Source organism: uncultured Lutibacter sp. (assembly GCF_947495725.1).
Lineage (GTDB): Bacteria > Bacteroidota > Bacteroidia > Flavobacteriales > Flavobacteriaceae > Lutibacter.
Window position 1 is genome coordinate 276,230 of record NZ_CANLZZ010000005.1, and the last position, 17,881, is coordinate 294,110.

Annotated in this window: 15 protein-coding genes and 1 pseudogene; 8 read left to right on the plus strand and 8 right to left on the minus strand. The window is 29.4% G+C overall.

What is annotated here, in order from left to right:
• Positions 1-325 precede the first annotated feature (325 nt).
• From Q0776_RS13370 to Q0776_RS13405, 8 genes are all read right to left on the minus strand, one after another.
• Positions 326-976 carry a hypothetical protein gene (locus Q0776_RS13370; RefSeq protein WP_298369187.1) on the minus strand — a complete coding sequence of 217 codons (651 nt, stop codon included), beginning with the start codon at positions 974-976 and terminating at the stop codon, positions 326-328.
• A gap of 190 nt (positions 977-1,166) precedes the next feature.
• A complete protein-coding gene (locus Q0776_RS13375; RefSeq protein WP_298369189.1) occupies positions 1,167-2,387 on the minus strand; it encodes a DUF418 domain-containing protein in 1,221 nt (406 codons plus the stop codon).
• Positions 2,388-2,606: 219 nt separating this feature from the next.
• The gene (locus tag Q0776_RS13380) at positions 2,607-3,821 is read right to left on the minus strand and encodes a DUF3500 domain-containing protein (RefSeq protein WP_298369192.1); all 1,215 of its coding nucleotides are present in this window, start codon (positions 3,819-3,821) and stop codon (positions 2,607-2,609) included.
• A 357-nt stretch (positions 3,822-4,178) separates the two neighbouring features.
• Positions 4,179-4,496, minus strand: coding sequence for a hypothetical protein (locus Q0776_RS13385; protein WP_298369194.1), 318 nt, complete (start codon positions 4,494-4,496; stop codon positions 4,179-4,181).
• A gap of 135 nt (positions 4,497-4,631) precedes the next feature.
• On the minus strand, positions 4,632-5,306 hold the full coding sequence (locus Q0776_RS13390) for a hypothetical protein (protein WP_298369197.1): 675 nt from the start codon (positions 5,304-5,306) through the stop codon (positions 4,632-4,634).
• Positions 5,307-6,171: 865 nt separating this feature from the next.
• The gene (locus Q0776_RS13395) at positions 6,172-6,345 is read right to left on the minus strand and encodes a hypothetical protein (protein WP_298369198.1); all 174 of its coding nucleotides are present in this window, start codon (positions 6,343-6,345) and stop codon (positions 6,172-6,174) included.
• 168 nt (positions 6,346-6,513) lie between these two features.
• The gene (locus Q0776_RS13400) at positions 6,514-7,020 is read right to left on the minus strand and encodes a hypothetical protein (protein WP_298369201.1); all 507 of its coding nucleotides are present in this window, start codon (positions 7,018-7,020) and stop codon (positions 6,514-6,516) included.
• Positions 7,021-7,271: 251 nt separating this feature from the next.
• Positions 7,272-8,468: an ATP-dependent 6-phosphofructokinase gene (locus Q0776_RS13405; RefSeq protein ID WP_298369204.1), complete on the minus strand. Its 1,197-nt coding sequence runs from the start codon at positions 8,466-8,468 to the stop codon at positions 7,272-7,274.
• A gap of 238 nt (positions 8,469-8,706) precedes the next feature.
• On the opposite strand from Q0776_RS13405, the gene Q0776_RS13410 reads away from it, so the two are divergent.
• The 8 genes and pseudogenes from Q0776_RS13410 to Q0776_RS17820 form a co-directional block, all read left to right on the plus strand.
• Positions 8,707-9,480 carry a helix-turn-helix domain-containing protein gene (locus Q0776_RS13410; protein ID WP_298369206.1) on the plus strand — a complete coding sequence of 258 codons (774 nt, stop codon included), beginning with the start codon at positions 8,707-8,709 and terminating at the stop codon, positions 9,478-9,480.
• Positions 9,480-10,838 carry an exonuclease domain-containing protein gene (locus Q0776_RS13415; protein WP_298369209.1) on the plus strand — a complete coding sequence of 453 codons (1,359 nt, stop codon included), beginning with the start codon at positions 9,480-9,482 and terminating at the stop codon, positions 10,836-10,838. The genes Q0776_RS13410 and Q0776_RS13415 overlap by 1 nt, the downstream gene beginning before the upstream one ends.
• Positions 10,839-10,844: 6 nt before the next feature.
• Positions 10,845-11,264: an LETM1 domain-containing protein gene (locus tag Q0776_RS13420; protein WP_298369212.1), complete on the plus strand. Its 420-nt coding sequence runs from the start codon at positions 10,845-10,847 to the stop codon at positions 11,262-11,264.
• Between the two features lie 11 nt (positions 11,265-11,275).
• Positions 11,276-11,488 carry a DUF2007 domain-containing protein gene (locus Q0776_RS13425; protein ID WP_298369214.1) on the plus strand — a complete coding sequence of 71 codons (213 nt, stop codon included), beginning with the start codon at positions 11,276-11,278 and terminating at the stop codon, positions 11,486-11,488.
• Positions 11,489-11,877: 389 nt separating this feature from the next.
• Positions 11,878-12,885, plus strand: a complete 1,008-nt coding sequence (locus tag Q0776_RS13430) for a hypothetical protein (RefSeq protein ID WP_298369217.1) — start codon at positions 11,878-11,880, stop codon at positions 12,883-12,885.
• Between the two features lie 90 nt (positions 12,886-12,975).
• A complete protein-coding gene (locus Q0776_RS13435) occupies positions 12,976-14,316 on the plus strand; it encodes a thrombospondin type 3 repeat-containing protein (RefSeq protein WP_298369219.1) in 1,341 nt (446 codons plus the stop codon).
• Between the two features lie 340 nt (positions 14,317-14,656).
• Positions 14,657-16,195: a thrombospondin type 3 repeat-containing protein gene (locus Q0776_RS13440; protein WP_298369222.1), complete on the plus strand. Its 1,539-nt coding sequence runs from the start codon at positions 14,657-14,659 to the stop codon at positions 16,193-16,195.
• A 330-nt stretch (positions 16,196-16,525) separates the two neighbouring features.
• A pseudogene (locus Q0776_RS17820) lies at positions 16,526-17,578 on the plus strand (thrombospondin type 3 repeat-containing protein); the annotation flags it as partial.
• Positions 17,579-17,881 lie beyond the last annotated feature (303 nt).

Genomic DNA, 17,881 nt, shown 5'->3' on the forward strand with positions numbered 1-17,881 from the left:
TTATATGCGTTTATCCCATTTATTTATCCATAAAACGTGTTATGTTTTACTTTTTTAATGGCGCTAATAATTAAATTTAGTTGCAATTTTTTGTAGTATAAAATTAAAATAATTTATGTAACCAGGAAATATAAACCCCATTTTAATTAAAACCTTATAAAATTAAAGGCAAATCTAAAAATTTGGCGGACTTTGCAAATAAGTAGTTAGCTTTTGGTTTAGTGCTTAATAGTTAAGTTTTTAGCAAGTGTGCTATAACCAAACAATTATTTTTATATGTTGTTGGCGGTAGAAATTAATTTTGTAGGGTGGTTGTAGGTGTTTTTTAGTTGTTGCTTTCTAAATATTTATTTATCTCTACTAAACAATCCTTGTATTTTTGCAACCTGTTTTGACTGGTTCTATAATAAGCTCCAAGGATATTCATAAATTCTTTAGAGGTGTATATTTCATCCTTTTGAATTGAACCTTTTACTAGGTCAAAATTATTTTTTAAATAGGGATAATAATCACTAGTATAAAGATTCATAGAAATTTCGTTGAAGGATTCTACCCATTTATAATATTCGTACAAATTAACAATATTTTGCTTTTCTTCATAGTTTCTAATAAATCTAATATCTCCGGATTCTATCAATATTTTATAGGCGTTTTTTCTTATATAGACTCCTCCTAAATTCAATAATTCTAATGAAAGATGATTGGCCTTTATAAAATTGTTTTTGTTTTCTAATAGCTTAAAAAGCGTGTCCATTTTCATTAAATTCAATTCGTCATATTTTATTGCATTTTCAAATGATGTTTTATTTAGGTTAGTTTCTTTAATAATTTCTTTTGAGTGAATATCAATGGTTAAACTTTGTTCGTTTTCGAATGAACATTTGTTTAATTGAAACGCAATAAGAATTCCAACAATAACTACAACAAATTCCAATGAATGATTTAACCAATCGATTTTATGTCCTTTTATTTTCAAAATCTTCCTTTTTTTTGAATTGCTTAAAGCGCGTTTGTATTTGGTTTTGTGGCGTGTTTAAGCACCTAATTTAACAAATAAAAACAGAATAGAAAATCCGCTAGGTTTTTCGCAAGTAGTCGAGGACCGGGTAATTAAGTTTGTATAGTGTTGCCTTTGGTTAAATTATAAATTTAATTTTTAATAGATTTTAATATCGAATTTTTATCCGTTTTTTATAGGTTAAACTTCTCCAAGCCCATTCAAGTGGTCCAAATCGATAGTGTTTTAACCAAATATTACTTAGAATAATTTGAATAGCGACAATAATTATGGCAATAATAAACGTTGGAATTAATCCTATTTTTCCAAACAGACTAAATCCGAAATTATAAAAAATGACAAGCATTAAAACTGTTTGTAGAATATAATTACTCAAGGCTGTTCTTCCTACAGGAATCAAATATTTCAATACTTTTTTACCAATTACAGTTTGGGCAATTTTTATTATTGCCATGATATAAGAAATACTAATAAGCAGTTGACCAACCAATGATAAGAATTTATAACGAATATTTTGAAAAGTAGGCAGTTCATATGCATTGCCTCCTAAAAGTTTTGCAGTAATAGTAATTAGTATCCCACCAATTAAAATAGTTAATATTAATAGTGTAGATTTTGGTGTTTTTTTAAAGAATTCTATCGAGGCTAGATAGTAACCCAAAAGAAAAATACCAAGTAATTTAAAATAGCCACCAGATGGTATATAGCTTAATTGCTTCCATATAAAATTATGAATATTTAACTTGAATATTTCAATAACAGAACCTTCTCTAAAAATATTAATAACATCTACATTCGACATATCCGGATAGGAAATGCGAGCAATTGGTACTTGATTTGTGTTTACAGGGGTATTAGCCTGCAAGGCTTCAGTAAATGGTAAAAGAGCAAAATCCAATACATAGGGTATTAACAGAAAAAAGAGTGACCATCGAAGTAGTATTTTTGGTTTTACATTTCGAAATAAAATTAGAATAAAACCATAAATAGAATATGTTAGTAATATATCGCCATACCAAAATAAAGTATGTAGAATACCTATAATTAGTAAAATGAATAATCTTCTCCGAAACGTTCTTAAAAAATCAGCAGTTCTATCTCTGTTTTTGTTGAATTGTATATAAAAACCAACAGCAAATAAAATTGAAAATATAGTGTAAAATTTACCTGAGACTATAATTCCTAAAAAATTATATAATTTATTATCTAACTCAAAGTTAGATATTTGCTTCAGTTCTTCAAAGGGCATAAACAGGTAACCGCTAAAAAAACTCATATTCATAAAAATAATACCGAGTAGTGCAAATCCACGTAGAATATCTATAATTTCGATTCTTTTATTTGGTTCAATAGGCTTACTAATTTTCATAAGATTATTTTTTTTATAAAATTATATTTTTCATTTGGAGACATAATGAAAGGTAATGGTTTGTGTATGATTTTGTTACGTGTTTAAGCGCCTAATTTAATAAATAAAAACAAAATAGAAATTCCGCGAAACACGTGCAAAGCAAATTGGCGTAGCAATTTTGTAAATAAGCGAGAAAAGCAATTACTTAAAGCCATTGTTAGCAGCTGGCCTTTAATTTTAATGATGATGTTTCTCTTTATGCTGTCTCAATAAATCTTTTCCGTAATCATTTCCGTTTGGTGTCCTAACAACTGTATGAATATGGTTTTTTGAAGGTTTGCCGTCATCTGCGTTTGGAACTCCAACTACTTTTTGATGATCAAATTCAATTAAAATAACTGGACTATGAATTCGATAGTAAAAAACAGCATTTTCAGAAGTGTTTCCAACCCAAGAAAACCAAGTATTATCAATATGAGCTTTTATTTCCTCCATTTTAACTTTGTCGTGTCCTTCACGAATATTGCTTATGTACAAATAAACTAATTCTAGTAGTTTTTGCCTTTGTTCCTTTGAAAAATTTGAGACCTGAATTCCTTCATAATTGAGGCTTAAATTATCTTTATTAGCTTCAGCTACATTGTTATTGTCAGTTTTTACGTTTGAAATTGCAGCCTCTTTCTGTTGCTCCTGCGTTAGGGATTGCATTAAAGCTAATCCAAAATTCTGTTCATCTTGAAATAGGGTATTTCCTTTATATTTTCCAGAAGTCGTAATTATTGGTTCTCCACCCATAAATACTGGTGACATTACAACTTGGTCTCCTAAAATAAAGTAGTTAATAACTAAATGATGTCCATCCAATTGCCAGCCCCAAGGTTTAGTACTTGAAGGTTTTCCCATAATAGTAAAGAAATACAATTCTTCATCATAATCCAATGAACCATTGTTAAGCTCTTTAAGAGTTTGGTCAGTCTTCATTATGTCCTTGCTCAGTTGAAGTCCTTTAGCGCTTAATGATTCTTGAATTAATTTAAAAGCAATTTTCTTTTGAATTTCGGTCAATTCTTTTAAGCTAACACCTTGTCTGTCATATATACCATTATCAACGTTACACCATTTCCTCCATTCCTCATCATTTATGTCAAATGTTGTGCGTTGTAGTTGTGAAGGTGATAAGCCATTTAAAAAATTTTCAGCAGCTTTTTGAATTGGTAAAGTTGAAACTCCTGTAGCACGAATTTGAAATAAATTTGTCGAATCGCTGTCTTTTGTAAAAATTCCAACATAAGGCTCTTTCAAAGCTTCTGTCTCCATTTTGGCAAATTGTTCTTTTACAGTATTAACCTCCTCAACATTATCCGTTGTTTTGTCATTTTCCTTTTGAGCCGCTTTCTTTTTGCAACTAAAAGCAGTTAAAAGTAAAAATAGTATGATTAAGTTTTTCATCATTTCTGTTTTTTTAGCTAATAGCCAATGGGTTTTGGTATGTTTTGTTGAGTTGTTTAAGTACCTAATTTAGCAAATAAAAAGCGAATAGAAAATGCGGGAGACACGAGCAAAGAAAATTGGCGTAGTAATTTTTGTAAATAGGCGAGAACCAGCCATTAATTATACATGATTTAAGTTAGCTGTAGTTTTTTTTCAAATTTCCTGTACTAAGTCATATATTGGATAAATTAAAATCGAAAACTATTCCTAAGAGTATTAATCAGTCTAGTTAAATTCAGTTAATAAAAGTCCACATTTTAACATTAACGTTTTTACCAATAATGAATGGTTCAAATTAACAATTTTTAATAAGTTAGTTTATCTTGAAAATGCCTGAATTTCATCTATCAAACCTAATCGGCAAGCTCGATCTACAATGTCATAATCTAATCTTCTGTTAAAAAATAAGCAACAATAATTCCGTTGAATAAGTGTTCCGTTAAACAAATAATATTTTAAACGTAAAACTCCAATTTCATTTTTCACTAAGCTTAGAGCATAGTCAACATAACGAGTCATAGCTAAACTAGATTTATCAGTTAAATGTCCTATTATAAAATCTACATCTTCTGCATTTCCACTTTCTGCTCTTTCAATCAATTCCCCTAATTTTCCGTGAAATTTATTTTTAATCATTGAATTTTGAGTTTATTATGTAGTCAATTACAGCTAACGTGTTTTTATAAGATTAGTGCGACCTCATAAATATACGCAGATTTTTCGATTTAGCCCGTTAGTCCGCATTAGGTTTAGGTTTTGTTGTACGCAGTATTATTTCGTACTAAATTTAATAACTACTGTTTTCCATTCCTGTCCAAATATGATGTTTTTATTAACATCCCAATTTTTATTTTGAAGAGCACTTAAGTAAACGTCTTTGATATTGACACTAATATTATCAACTTCTTTTCCTTCTCTAACTTCGATAATCTTACCTAATTTTTGTCCAGTAAGACTAGCAATCATTTGTGCTTTTTTATTCGCTTTTTCTAAAATCTTTGAAAACAACCTTTTTTCGTCCAATTCTGTATCTCCATATTCAATTTCCCCTACTGAAGCTGTGATGTAGTCTAACGTTTTCAATTCCGTCGTCAGTTTTTCCAACTGTTTAGAGGTTTTCAATTCAACGGCAAATCCTAATTTCCAAAATCCCGCATAATTGTGAATTTGAAATTCAGAGTTATTTAAAGGTCGGATTTTATAATTTTTGTTTTCAAGAAATAATTCAAGCTCCTTATACTTTTCGTGCATTTTTATCTTAGCAGAATTCTTGCCAATCGCTCCATTTTCATCATAGCGATTAAATTTGGATTCACTTATTTGAACATTATATTCAAAATTGATTGGTTTCATTCTTATAGAATCTTTAATTTCTATTTCAATAAGTCCACTCTGACCAAATCCAAAATTGGTAATAAGTATAAATAGGTATATTATTTTCTTCACTTTTGATGGTTTTTTATATTACACACAACGGTTTTTTATGAGATTTGTGCGACTTTTTAAATCGTAATTTTCTGATGTTTAAATTTAAGTTATTTATATTTTAGAAACATTCTATTTTGTTGAATTTAGCAATTTTTTATGCGCGGTGTTGTAAATAGTGATTATGAGTTTAAATTAATCTATTCAGTACTATTTCTATCCGTTTCAATATTCAAATCTATCATATTTTTAAAATCAAGAATTTGTCTTTTAGTTTCTGTTTTTTTGATTTCTCAATAACATATTCAACTCAGAATTCACTCAGTTTAGTTAAAATTTATCTTTTAAATAGTATTATTCTGTTTCTCAATTCCGTAGTTGTGCTAAAAATCAATTTATTTCAATGAATTTTTAAGTTTATATTTTTTTAAAATGTTTTTTTTGTAAAAATTCAAATTCTGTTTGGATTAAAAATTAAGTTCTCTTAATAGGTCTCATAATAATTTAATTTCCAAAGTTTAGCCAGAGAAAAAATAAAATTACACTTATGATTACGTGAAATATTGGAAGAAGTGAAATAATTAGATTTTTCTTTTTTCTGTTTATCCAGCTATATAAAAAAGTCAATGGGTAAAGAGTAGAAAAGATCAAGAAAGAGTATGGTAAAAGCATTTCTAAAAATGACTCATTTCCAGATCGGTGTCCAGCAAGTGACATCATATTTACTAAAATTAGAAAAGGATAAATTCCAAATGGAATAATTGATATAACAAATAGAATCCTAAGTGTTAATTTTGATTCTTTTAAAAATTGAAATTTCATTCTTTTATTTTCTGTTTTTTAGGTTTCATAAAAGCTTACACAAATCAGGATTTACTCAGTTTAGTTAAAATTTAGTATTAAAATTAAACCCGCCAAAAACTGTTAAAACGAAACCGCTACCAACTATTGCTCCAATAAATGCATTAATCAACCAACCATTTTCTAAATTTTCAATTTTAAACATTAAAAATAATCCTATTAATAATATTATTATTCCTAGAATTCTTGTTTTATTCATTTCTTTCCTTTTTTTTTATTTTCATAAATTATAATAATCATTGCAATTATCAAAAAGAAACTTGAAAATCGGAGATTTTTCGGTTGTAGTAAATCGTTTGTTAAATGTTTGTCGTTTGTACTAGTTCAAATTTAAGCATAAATTTTATGAGGTGTTGGCAACTGTATTTTAATCTTTTTTTACAAATCTCATATATTCAAATTTCCCATCATTAACTGGAATTAAATTAGATAAAATCAATCCTTTATCAGATTTCAACACTTTATATGCTATAAATGATTTATAATATGAGTTTTTTTCTCTTTTTTCAATTGTTAGATTTAGAGTGTTATCTGAATTCTGTTTGTTATAAATCAAATTCCACTCTCCATTCATTTCCAATACAAGAGAATCTGATTTTTCAAAATAATATTTTCCATTAACTAACTTAACTGGAGCATTCTTAATTGTAAATGTCAAGTCAGTTTTAATTGAAAGAATAAATTCATCAATTTTTTCAATCTTATCAAACTTATCAATCGAACTTGAGTGAATTATATAATCACCAATTACTTTTTCTTGCGTTATTTTATCAGGAATTTTGTTAAACTCTTTATCTTCTATTTTTTCATTGATTACACATGCGAAATTTATCGTAAAAATCAGACTGAATAGTAAATACTTTAAATTTTTCATAATCTATCTTTTTATATTGTTGCCAACTCTGTTATATGTTCATATTAAATACACTTATCCCATTAAATTATCCATAAAACGTGTTATGTTTTACTTTTTTAATGGAGCTAATAATTAAACGTAGTTGCAATTTTTTGTAGTATAAAATTATAATAATTTATGTAACTAGAAAATATAAATACTGTTTTAAACTAAAACCTTGTAAAATTATGGAGTAATTTTACAAGGTTTTTAATATGGTAAACAGTTAATTATTCGCTTGTCATAATAAATAACGGATTCATTTCAAAGCTGTTATAATACGGTCTTAAGCGTTCGGTATTGTAAAATTTTTCAATATTTACTAGTTTAGATTTTCCAACAACAACATCAATAGGAACGTTATCGTAGCGTCCATTTTTAAGTACTACTAAACGTCCGTGAACACCTTTTAAAATAAGGTCTAAAGCTAAATTTCCATAAGCCATTGGTACAATAGAATCTACCGCATCTGGATCGCCACCACGTACTAAATATCCTAATTTTTGATTTATTACATTAATTCTTGTACCGTTATTATAAGTTGGGGAAAGCGATTTTAAGTTTTCGGAAACCATTTCACCAATTCCACCTAATTTTGCGTGTCCAAATTGGTCTTTTTCCGAATTTTTAAACACCATATCACCACCTTCAAACATAGCACCTTCAGAAACTAAAACCACCGAATAATTACTTGGGTTTTCATAACGATCTCTAACCAATTGTTCGGTTAAATTTTCTATTTTAAACTTGTATTCTGGAATAACACAGCGGTTTGCCGCACCTGCCATTGTTGGTAACATTGCTGTAAAACCAGCATAACGCCCAAAAACTTCCAATACTAAAAAACGCTCGTGCGAACCAGCAGAAGTTCTTAAAGTATTGGTCATATTTATAGTTCGGGTAATGCAAGTACTAAAACCAATACAATAATCGGTTCCTGGTACATCATTATCCATAGTTTTAGGAATGGCAACCACTTTAAAACCTTCTTTATACAATCTAACAGCATAACTTAAGGTATCGTCACCACCAATTGGAATTAAAAAATCAACACCTAAATATGCTAAATTATCTAACACTACAGGTGTCATATCATTAAATTCTTCGTTGTAGGTATCTTTTAAATGTTCGGGTACTCTTCCTTTAGGTAAATGACTTGGACGTGTTCTAGAACTGTGTAAAAATGTTCCACCTGTTCGTCCGGCTTTGTTAACAATAATTTGAGTTAGTTCCACATAATTATTACTATTATCGGCTTTCGGATCTTGAATAAGTTCAACAATTCCGGCCCATCCACGTCTTAATCCAATTACTCTATAACCTTCGCGCATTGCTCTAATAGTAATTGCTCTAATAGCAGGGTTTAAACCCGGAACATCTCCACCACCTGTTAAAATTGCGATAGTTCCTTTAATTTTTTTTGCCATAATATGTGTGTTTAAGTTAACAAATAAGATTTTTATTGAAAGGAGAAAATCCTTGATTATAAGGCGTATTCCAATAAAACTACTCTCAAATTTACAGATTTATTCAATTAAAACATACTATTTAGTCTTAAATTTGAAGTCTATTTTTTCAATATTTTTTTTAATAATAGGCACCATTTTTATTTTTTTATTATATTAGCCTACATATTTAGCATTGTTAGCTTATATTTTTAGCATTATGAATTTTATATCGAAAAACATTAAACATATTAGGGTTTTAAAAGGTTTAACTCAAGAGCAACTTGCACAAGAATTGGATGTATCTCGTTCGCGCATAAGTTCTTATGAAGAGCATAGGGCTGTTCCTCCAATAGAGTTTTTAATAATTTTGTCCGATTATTTTAACATTTCTATTGATATTTTGGTTAAAAATGACTTGTCTAGTGCAACCGATGCCAGTTTTTTAAAAGTAGGAGAGAAGCGATTGCTATTTCCAATAACTGTTGATAGCGATGATGAAGATTTAATAGAGGTAATTCCGGTTGAAGCTTCAGCAGGTTATTTACGCGGTTATTCCGATCCGGAGTATATAGAACATTTAAACAAAATAAAACTGCCATTTTTGCCAACAGGAACCCATAGAGCATTTCCAATAAAAGGAGATTCAATGCTTCCGGTTAAAAGTGGTTCCTACATTGTTGCTCGATTTATTGAGGATATTAGGGATTTAAAAAGTGGAAAAACATACATTGTACTTACATTAAATGATGGTATTGTTTATAAGCGTGTTTTTGATAAAATTGAAGAACATCAAATGCTACTATTAGTTTCGGATAATAAAAAATACGATCCGTATTACGTGCCTGTAGATGAAGTGTTAGAATTATGGGAATTTACGTGTAGCATTAATACGCAAGAATACGACGAACATGAATTAAAAATAAGCAGTATTGCGGCAATGTTAACACAACTAGGAGTAGAATTAAAAGAACTTGAAAAGTCTGTAAATTAATGTATGCAATAGTTGATATAGAAACCACAGGACATAGTTCTAAAATTACCGAAATATCTATTTTTATTTTTGATGGTAAAAAAGTAATTGATGAATATACAACACTTGTAAATCCAGAGTGTAGTATTCCTCCGTTCATTACCAATTTAACAGGAATAAACAACGCAATGGTTGGCAATGCACCAAAGTTTTACGAAGTTGCCAAAAAAATACAAGAAATTACCGAAGATTGCATATTTGTAGCGCACAATGTAAATTTTGATTACAATATTATTCATAAAGAATTTAAAGATTTAGGATTTGAGTTTAAAAGAAAAAAACTGTGTACCATCCGATTGTCTAGAAAATTAATTCCAGGATTAAATTCGTATAGTTTAGGAGCACTTTGTAGCACCCAAAACATAGAAATTAAAGACAGGCACAGAGCAAAAGGAGATGCAGAAGCAACTACCATTTTATTTAAACAATTATTACAATTAGACGAGCATCAAATTGTAATTAATTCATTTTTAGATCCTCGGTCAAGACAAGCAACTTTACCACCTTTATTACCAAAAAAAATAGTTGATAATTTGTCTGAAAAAGCGGGTGTTTATTACTTTAAAAACGAAAAAAACGAAGTAATTTATGTTGGTAAGGCAAACAACATTAAACAACGAGTAATAAGTCATTTTTACGATAAAGCAAAAAAAGAAGTTTCTATGTGTTTAGAAACCGCTAATATAACTTTTGAAGAAACCGGAAGCGAATTGATAGCTTTGTTATTAGAATCTTCAGAAATTAAAAAATTATACCCAAAATTTAATAGAGCACAAAGAAGAACACAAGAAAGTGTTGGTTTGTTTAGTTATGAAGATAGAGACGGAATATTTCATATAGCCTATAATCGGTTAAAACTAATTCCAAATCCGTTGATGAAGTTTTACAATGTAGCCGAGTGTCGCAATTTTTTGGAAAAATTATGCGAAGAATTTGAGTTGTGTCCAAAGTATTGCAACTTACAATCTAATATTGATACTTGTTTTCATTATCAAATAAAACAATGCAAAGGTGTTTGTAAAGGAGAAGAAACACCTAAAGAGTACAATAAAAGAGTTGAAAAAGCTATAAAATCGATAAAATTTAAGTCTGAAAATTTCATTATTAAAGAGTCTGGGAGAGAAAAAAATGAAAATGCTTATGTACTAATTGTAAATGGTGTTTATAAGGGTTTTGGTTATGCAAGTAATGATCAACAATTAAATTCAACCGATGATTATTTTGAAATAATTACTGCGCAAAAAGACAATAACGATGTAAAACGAATTTTAAAATCATATGTTGAAAAGAATGTAGGTCAAATATTTCAGTTAAATTAGCTATAAATGAAGAAGGACCATAATAAAACACGGCTAGATTTAACTATTTTTGAAAGCAACGGTAAAATTGAATTTTTTCAAGTTGTAAAAAGAAATAGGTTTAGAGCTGCAAAAGCACTGAATGTTTTTTTAATTGGAATTAAAAATGAAGCTTCAGATTCTAAAGAAACATCTCGAATAATTGTAAAGTACATTTCAAATCAAAAAATTTCAAAAACCGAAGAAAAGCATTTAAAAACCCAAGTTTACGATGTGTTTAAAATTTTAGGAATTGGAGTGCCATTTATGTTAATTCCTGGTGCAACATTGCTAATACCGTTTTTATTAAAGGCTGCCGAAAAAAAGGGAATTGATTTAATTCCATCAAACTTTAAGACAGCTACAAATAAAAATGCTAAAATAAATACGCATACTAAAATCAATTAAAATAGAAGGTTATGAGTTTAATAACAATTAAAAGATCGCATTTAGAAACAGATTTACTTATACTTAAAGGTAGGCTAGAGTCTGAGGGTATAAAATGTTATATGAGAAATGAATTTACAACTCAAATAATGAATTACTTACCTTCATTTGAAGTTGAACTTCAGGTATCGGAATTAGATCTTGAAAGGGTGAAAGAAATTTTAAAAGAATTTGAAGATAATTAAGTAAGTTATTACTTTCAACACTCTAAATTTCCTTTCCTTTCATTTCTTTTTCCTTCAATTATTTTAATTCTGTGTTAAATTTAGAAATGACGATTCTAAAAATTTTAATCAACTACAAATAAAACACCTACTATTAATAATAAAACGGTGTTAAATTAAATAGTACACTTTATTCTTAAATTAATACTAAATAGTATTTTATTTATAAAAAATGTCCATTCATTTTATAATTGAACCGTTTTATTAGAAAGCTCTTAATAAACTGTTAAATAAACTGTTAAATGCTTAAATTTATTGTAGCATTTAACAACTTAATAAATGCCTGCTACTGTCGCTATAATTTAAGGGGCTTTTATTAAGGATTCATATAACAGTTTAATTTAAGTATTATGAAACATATAATAAAAATTACCTACCTATTTTTAGTATTAATTATTGCGATTAGTTGCGAAAAAGATAATGAAATATTGCTTGAAAATTCAGAAATGAATAATCAAAAAAAGAATTTGATGCAGCGCGAAGAAGTAAACCCATCCGTTTGGTTTTATTGGACGCCAGAAGAGTTTGGATGTACTATTTTGCCAACACAAAATTTTGCTGAAACTAATTACAGTGGCGCTTTTGCGGCTCCAATAGACCAATATACAAATACGCTTCAATTTTCGCCAGGAAATATTTTGCCTGGGATATTATTTAATGTGGCTAATTCAATTCATACGAATGATGCCTTTTTTATTCCTTCAAATTCTTGGGGCTACCCTTTTGTTTTAATGTCAAATTACGATGACGGAGAATTAATTATAAACTTCACGAATAATGACGTTAAAGATGTAAGTATGCGACTATTTGATATGCAAACTACTGATATAAATGTAACTATTTATGGGGAAAATGACCATTATATTGCACAAACGTTGACACATTATAATCATCCGGATGATCGTGCTGAAGGACGTTTTATGGGGCTTCATTCTGATGAGTCTATTAAAAAAATTGTTATTAGTTCAACTTATGGTTATGAAGGGGTTGATATGATTTCATTTGGAAATTGTAATAATCCGGATTTAGATGATGATGGTATTTTAAATGAAGACGATCCGTTTCCAGAATCAAATGTAAGCGAATACTTATCAATTGGTGAGCATATGTTAGAAATTGAAAATATATTTATAGATGAAGGTGTAACAATGATGGACGAAATAGATGCTTTAATTGACGATATTAATGAACAATATAATGGAGGTAACTGGGACGAGCTGCACCGAGATTTTACTAAAGAACTATTAAAACTAACGTATTATTGGAGAAGAGACCGATTAATTACAAGAGGCGAACGTTCTGCTATATATAGTGCAGGTTGGCGAGCCCAAGTCCCTTTTAATAATATACCGTTATAAATAATTTCATAAAAAAAACTGCTAACTAAAAATAGCGGTTTTTTTTTAGTCTTTGATACAACTCATATTTTAACCAATAAAACAAGTATTATGAAAAAATTAAAACTCACCTTGTATTTAGCACTCGCAGCAATTATGTTTGTAAGCTGTGAGGAAGAAATAACAGTAGTAGAGGACTTAGAATTAACAAAACAAATAATTGAAGTTCCTCAAGAAATGTCAACATCAGATATTGAGCTGGATCCAAACTGGATTCCACCAAAAGTAAATTTTATTAATAAATCTTTTAGCAATAGGGATAATGTAGCTCCAACAACTAATATTGCAGTGTTTCAATCATATTATTATTCATCATGGATTTCATTCTTTAATGCTAATGGATATAATGCTGTTGGCATTGGCCAATCTGAAATAGATAACGGAGGTTTATCAAATTATGATGTACTGTATCTTCAAAGATCTTTTAGTTATAACTCAACTACAATAGCTCAAATTAAATCTTTTGTAAATAACGGAGGAATTTTAATTTCAGAATATACAGCCACACAGCAGATTTTATTTTACTTTGGTTTTAGTAGTGAGCCTATGGCAACTGGATATAGGATTGATTGTTATTCTAATATTGTTAACGTTAATATGGAACATCCTATTACAGTGGGTTTGCCTTCTAGTTTTAGTGGAGGAAACCAGACTGGATGTTATTGGGATTATATTAATTTAAGTTCTGATTTTGAAATATTTGCTACTTTTAATAGGGATCAACTTGGTAATGGGATTGATCCTGTGGGAGGAACTTATTGTTATGGTAATGGTGTATGGGTAGCTTTTTTCTCTGATTTTGCAGATTTAAATGGTAGTAATGCATCTGAACTACTTCTTTCAATAAATATGATTGAGTATGCTTTAGCATCGTGCGGACCTGTAGATATGGATGAAGACGGTATTTCAGATATTGAAGACAATTGCCCATACACACCAAATGAAGATCAAGCAGATTTGGATGATGATGGAATAGGTGATGTTTGTGATAATTGTCCAGATATGGCAAATGAAACACAATCAGATTTTGACGACGATGGAGAAGGTGATGCTTGTGACGATGATGATGATAACGATGGAGTAAAAGATTTTAGAGACAACCATCCTTTCTCAAACACAACAGAAGACTTTTATATAAGTGGAGCAGAATGTTTCTTAGATATTGAAAACCAATTTGCGCGTAACGGTTCTACAATGATGGACGAACTAGATAGCTTAATTGAAGACATTAACAGCCAATACGATGGAGATAACTGGGAAGAATTAAACCGTGATTTCTTAAGAAAACTATCTGGTATTACTTATATGTGGAGAAGAGACCGATTAATTAGCCGAGGCGAACGTAATGATATTTTAGATTGTGCTAGAAACGCACATATACCTGGTTATTAAGATATAAACTAATTGTAAACCATAATTTAAAAACTAAAAACCTGCTAATTATTTTAGCAGGTTTTTTTATTGTTTTACCTACACCTATATAAAACAGTTATAAAATTAAGTTATTTACAATAGGTGTAAATCTAATTAAACAGTTATTTAATTACCGTTTATTTACGTTATCGTGTATTTTATTAGAAATACTTTAATTTTTTAATAAAACAAATAGATATAATTAAATTTACATAACATTTAAAAGAAACTATGTTGCTCCCCACAATTATTAGGAGCGCTTAAATTGTAACTTTTAATGGAAAAAATCTAAAATTTAACTAATCAACACCTAAAAACAATGAAACATTTAAAAAAAAATGCTTATTTATTTGAATCTGTAGTTTTCGCATTATTTCTATTAACTGCTTGTAACTTGGAACCTGATCAACTAGAACATAAAGAACTAAGTTCTCAAGCATCGGTTATTCCAGGGACTGTAAGTTTTCTTAAAGAAAAACCTACCTCTAATATGAATGTCAAAAATGTCAAAAGTCGAGAACTTATTTCACCTAATTTTTCAGCTAATTCAGTAAACGTGAATACAGATTTTAAAACTTTTGGAGCTGGAAATATGAAAAATGTCTATTCGGGATCTATTGAAATTTTAGGTCTAACTGGTATTATAAAAGGAGCCTATATTTATTGGCATGGAAATACGAATTCTATCTTGACAGATTTTTCTCTAACAATTAATGAAACAGAAGTAGCCGGAGAAAATATTGGGATTTCAGGGAGCAATTGTTGGGCTGAGTCAAATTCGATAGCTTTGAAAGCAGATATTACTGATATCGTTTCTTCTTCAGGAAACGGCATTTATGAACTAGCAGATTTTTCAGGTTTAAATCCGAATGGGGCATCTATAGTAGTTTTTTATGATGATGGAATAGATACTAATAATAGAGATGTTTTTCTAATTGAGGGAAACGATTCTAATATTGAATTTTCCGGAATAGGAGGAAATCTAATGGCTCCATCAGATAATTCAGGCTGGGACGCTAATTTCCCTCCTATAGAATACAATTCAGGAATAGCAAACCTACAATTACACGTGGCTGACGGTCAGCCTTCTGTAGATGGAGAGATTGATATAAATTCTGTAACAATAGAAATGGCTAGCGATATTTTTAATGGAAATTTAGGTGCTTTTTGGGATATTTATACAAACGATATTTCATCACAATTGACAATCGGAAATAACAACCTTAATCTTACCTCTCTTATTAATAATGACTGTCTCGCACTAGTGCTCGCAATTATTGATGTATCAGCTATTTCTAAAGATAAAGACGAAGACGGAATTCCAAACGAAGACGACAATTGTCCAAACACACCAAACCCAGACCAAGAAGATATGGATGAAGATGGTATAGGAGATGTTTGTGACGATGATATTGATGGAGATGACATTATGAACGAATACGATAACTGCCCGTTAACACCAAACAGCAACCAAGCAAATTATGATGGAGACGATGAAGGTGATGCTTGTGACGACGATGATGATAATGATGGTGTAAAAGATTCTAGAGACAACCATCCTTTCTCAAACACAACAGAAGACTTTTATATAAGTGGCGCAGAATGTCGTTTAGATATTGAAAACCAATTTGCGCGTAACGGTTCTACAATGATGGACGAACTAGATAGTTTAATTGAAGACGTTAACAGCCAATACGATGGAGATAACTGGGAAGAGTTAAACCGTGATTTCTTAAGAAAACTATCAGGTATTACTTATATGTGGAGAAGAGACCGATTAATTAGCCGAGGCGAACGTAATGATATTTTAGATTGTGCTAGAAACGCACATATACCTGGTTATTACGATATAAACTAATTTGTAAACCATAAATTAAAAACTAAAAACCTGCTAATTATTTTAGCAGGTTTTTTTATTATTTTACGTACACCTATATAAAACAGTTATAAAATTAAGTTATTTTACAATAAGTGTAAATCTAATTAAACAGTTATTTAATTGCCATTTATTTACGTTATCGTGTATTTTATTAGAAATACTTTATTTTTTTAATAAAACAAATAGATGTAATTAAATTTACATACCGTTTAAAAGAAACTATGCTACTCTCCATTATTATTAGGAGTGCTTAAATTGTTACTTTTAATTGAATAAGTTTAAAAATTAACTAGCTAACACACAAAAACTATGAAACATTTAAAAAAAATCGCTTATTTATTAGTAACAATAGCTTTTGCTATAAGCTGTGAGAAAGAAACAGATGTTCAATCATCTGTTGAATTTGATGCTACTTTAAAACAAAATAATTTAGACAAATATTTACATGGACAAGAATCTAATCTAATTGGATCTTTCTCCAAAGATGATTTGGAATCCGTTAAAATATATTTAGAAGAAAACAAATCTTTAGCGCAAAAATATGACCGACAAAGTGCCAAAATTATTTCTAAAAATGAGGGTATGGTAATTTATGATAATGAAGATGATTTAACTCTTACTTGTGAATATTATACTCATGAGGATTTTGTTCCTTCGATTCTCTTCTCTAATAATCTTACAGGTTATGGATTTTTGGGAGTTTTAAGCAGCACTTACGATAATAATTTTTTTAATCCTGGAGATATTCAGCCAGGTTTTGAATTGTATAGTGGAACTAAAAATGCTGATTATCTTTTTTTGTATAATGGGGAGTATGGTAATTACAACATAATGAACAATAGAAAGAGCAATATACTTCATATTGATTTTACAATATTAAATGTAAATACAGTTGGATTAAATTTAGATGGAAGTTTTCAGGATGGCCTTTTTTCAATAAGTATTTATAACCATTCTGATGAACTAATAGGCTTTTATGATACTGAATTATTGAGTAGAACTTTTTTAGGTATTAAAACAAATGAATTTATTAAAAATATAGTGATAAAAGCAACAATATATTCAATAGGGATTGATGATTTATTTTTTGGTAATTGTGAGATAGGAGATAGAGACGAAGACGGTATTTCAGATGTTGACGACAACTGCCCAACTACTCCAAACCCAGACCAAGCAGATTTGGATGAAGATGGTATAGGAGATGTTTGTGACGATGATATTGATGGAGATGACATTATGAATGAATATGATAACTGTCCGTATACACCAAATAGCAACCAAGCAAATTATGATGGAGACGATGAAGGTGATGCTTGTGACGATGATGATGATAACGATGGTGTAAAAGATTCTAGAGACAACCATCCTTTCTCAAACACAACAGAAGACTTTTATATAAGTGGAGCAGAATGTTTCTTAGATATTGAAAACCAATTTGCACGTAACGGTTCTACAATGATGGACGAACTAGATAGTTTAATTGAAGACATTAACAGCCAATACGATGGAGATAACTGGGAAGAATTAAACCGTGATTTCTTAAGAAAACTATCTGGTATTACTTATATGTGGAGAAGAGACCGATTAATTAGCCGAGGCGAACGTAATGATATTTTAGATTGTGCTAGAAACGCACATATACCTGGTTATTACGATATAAACTAA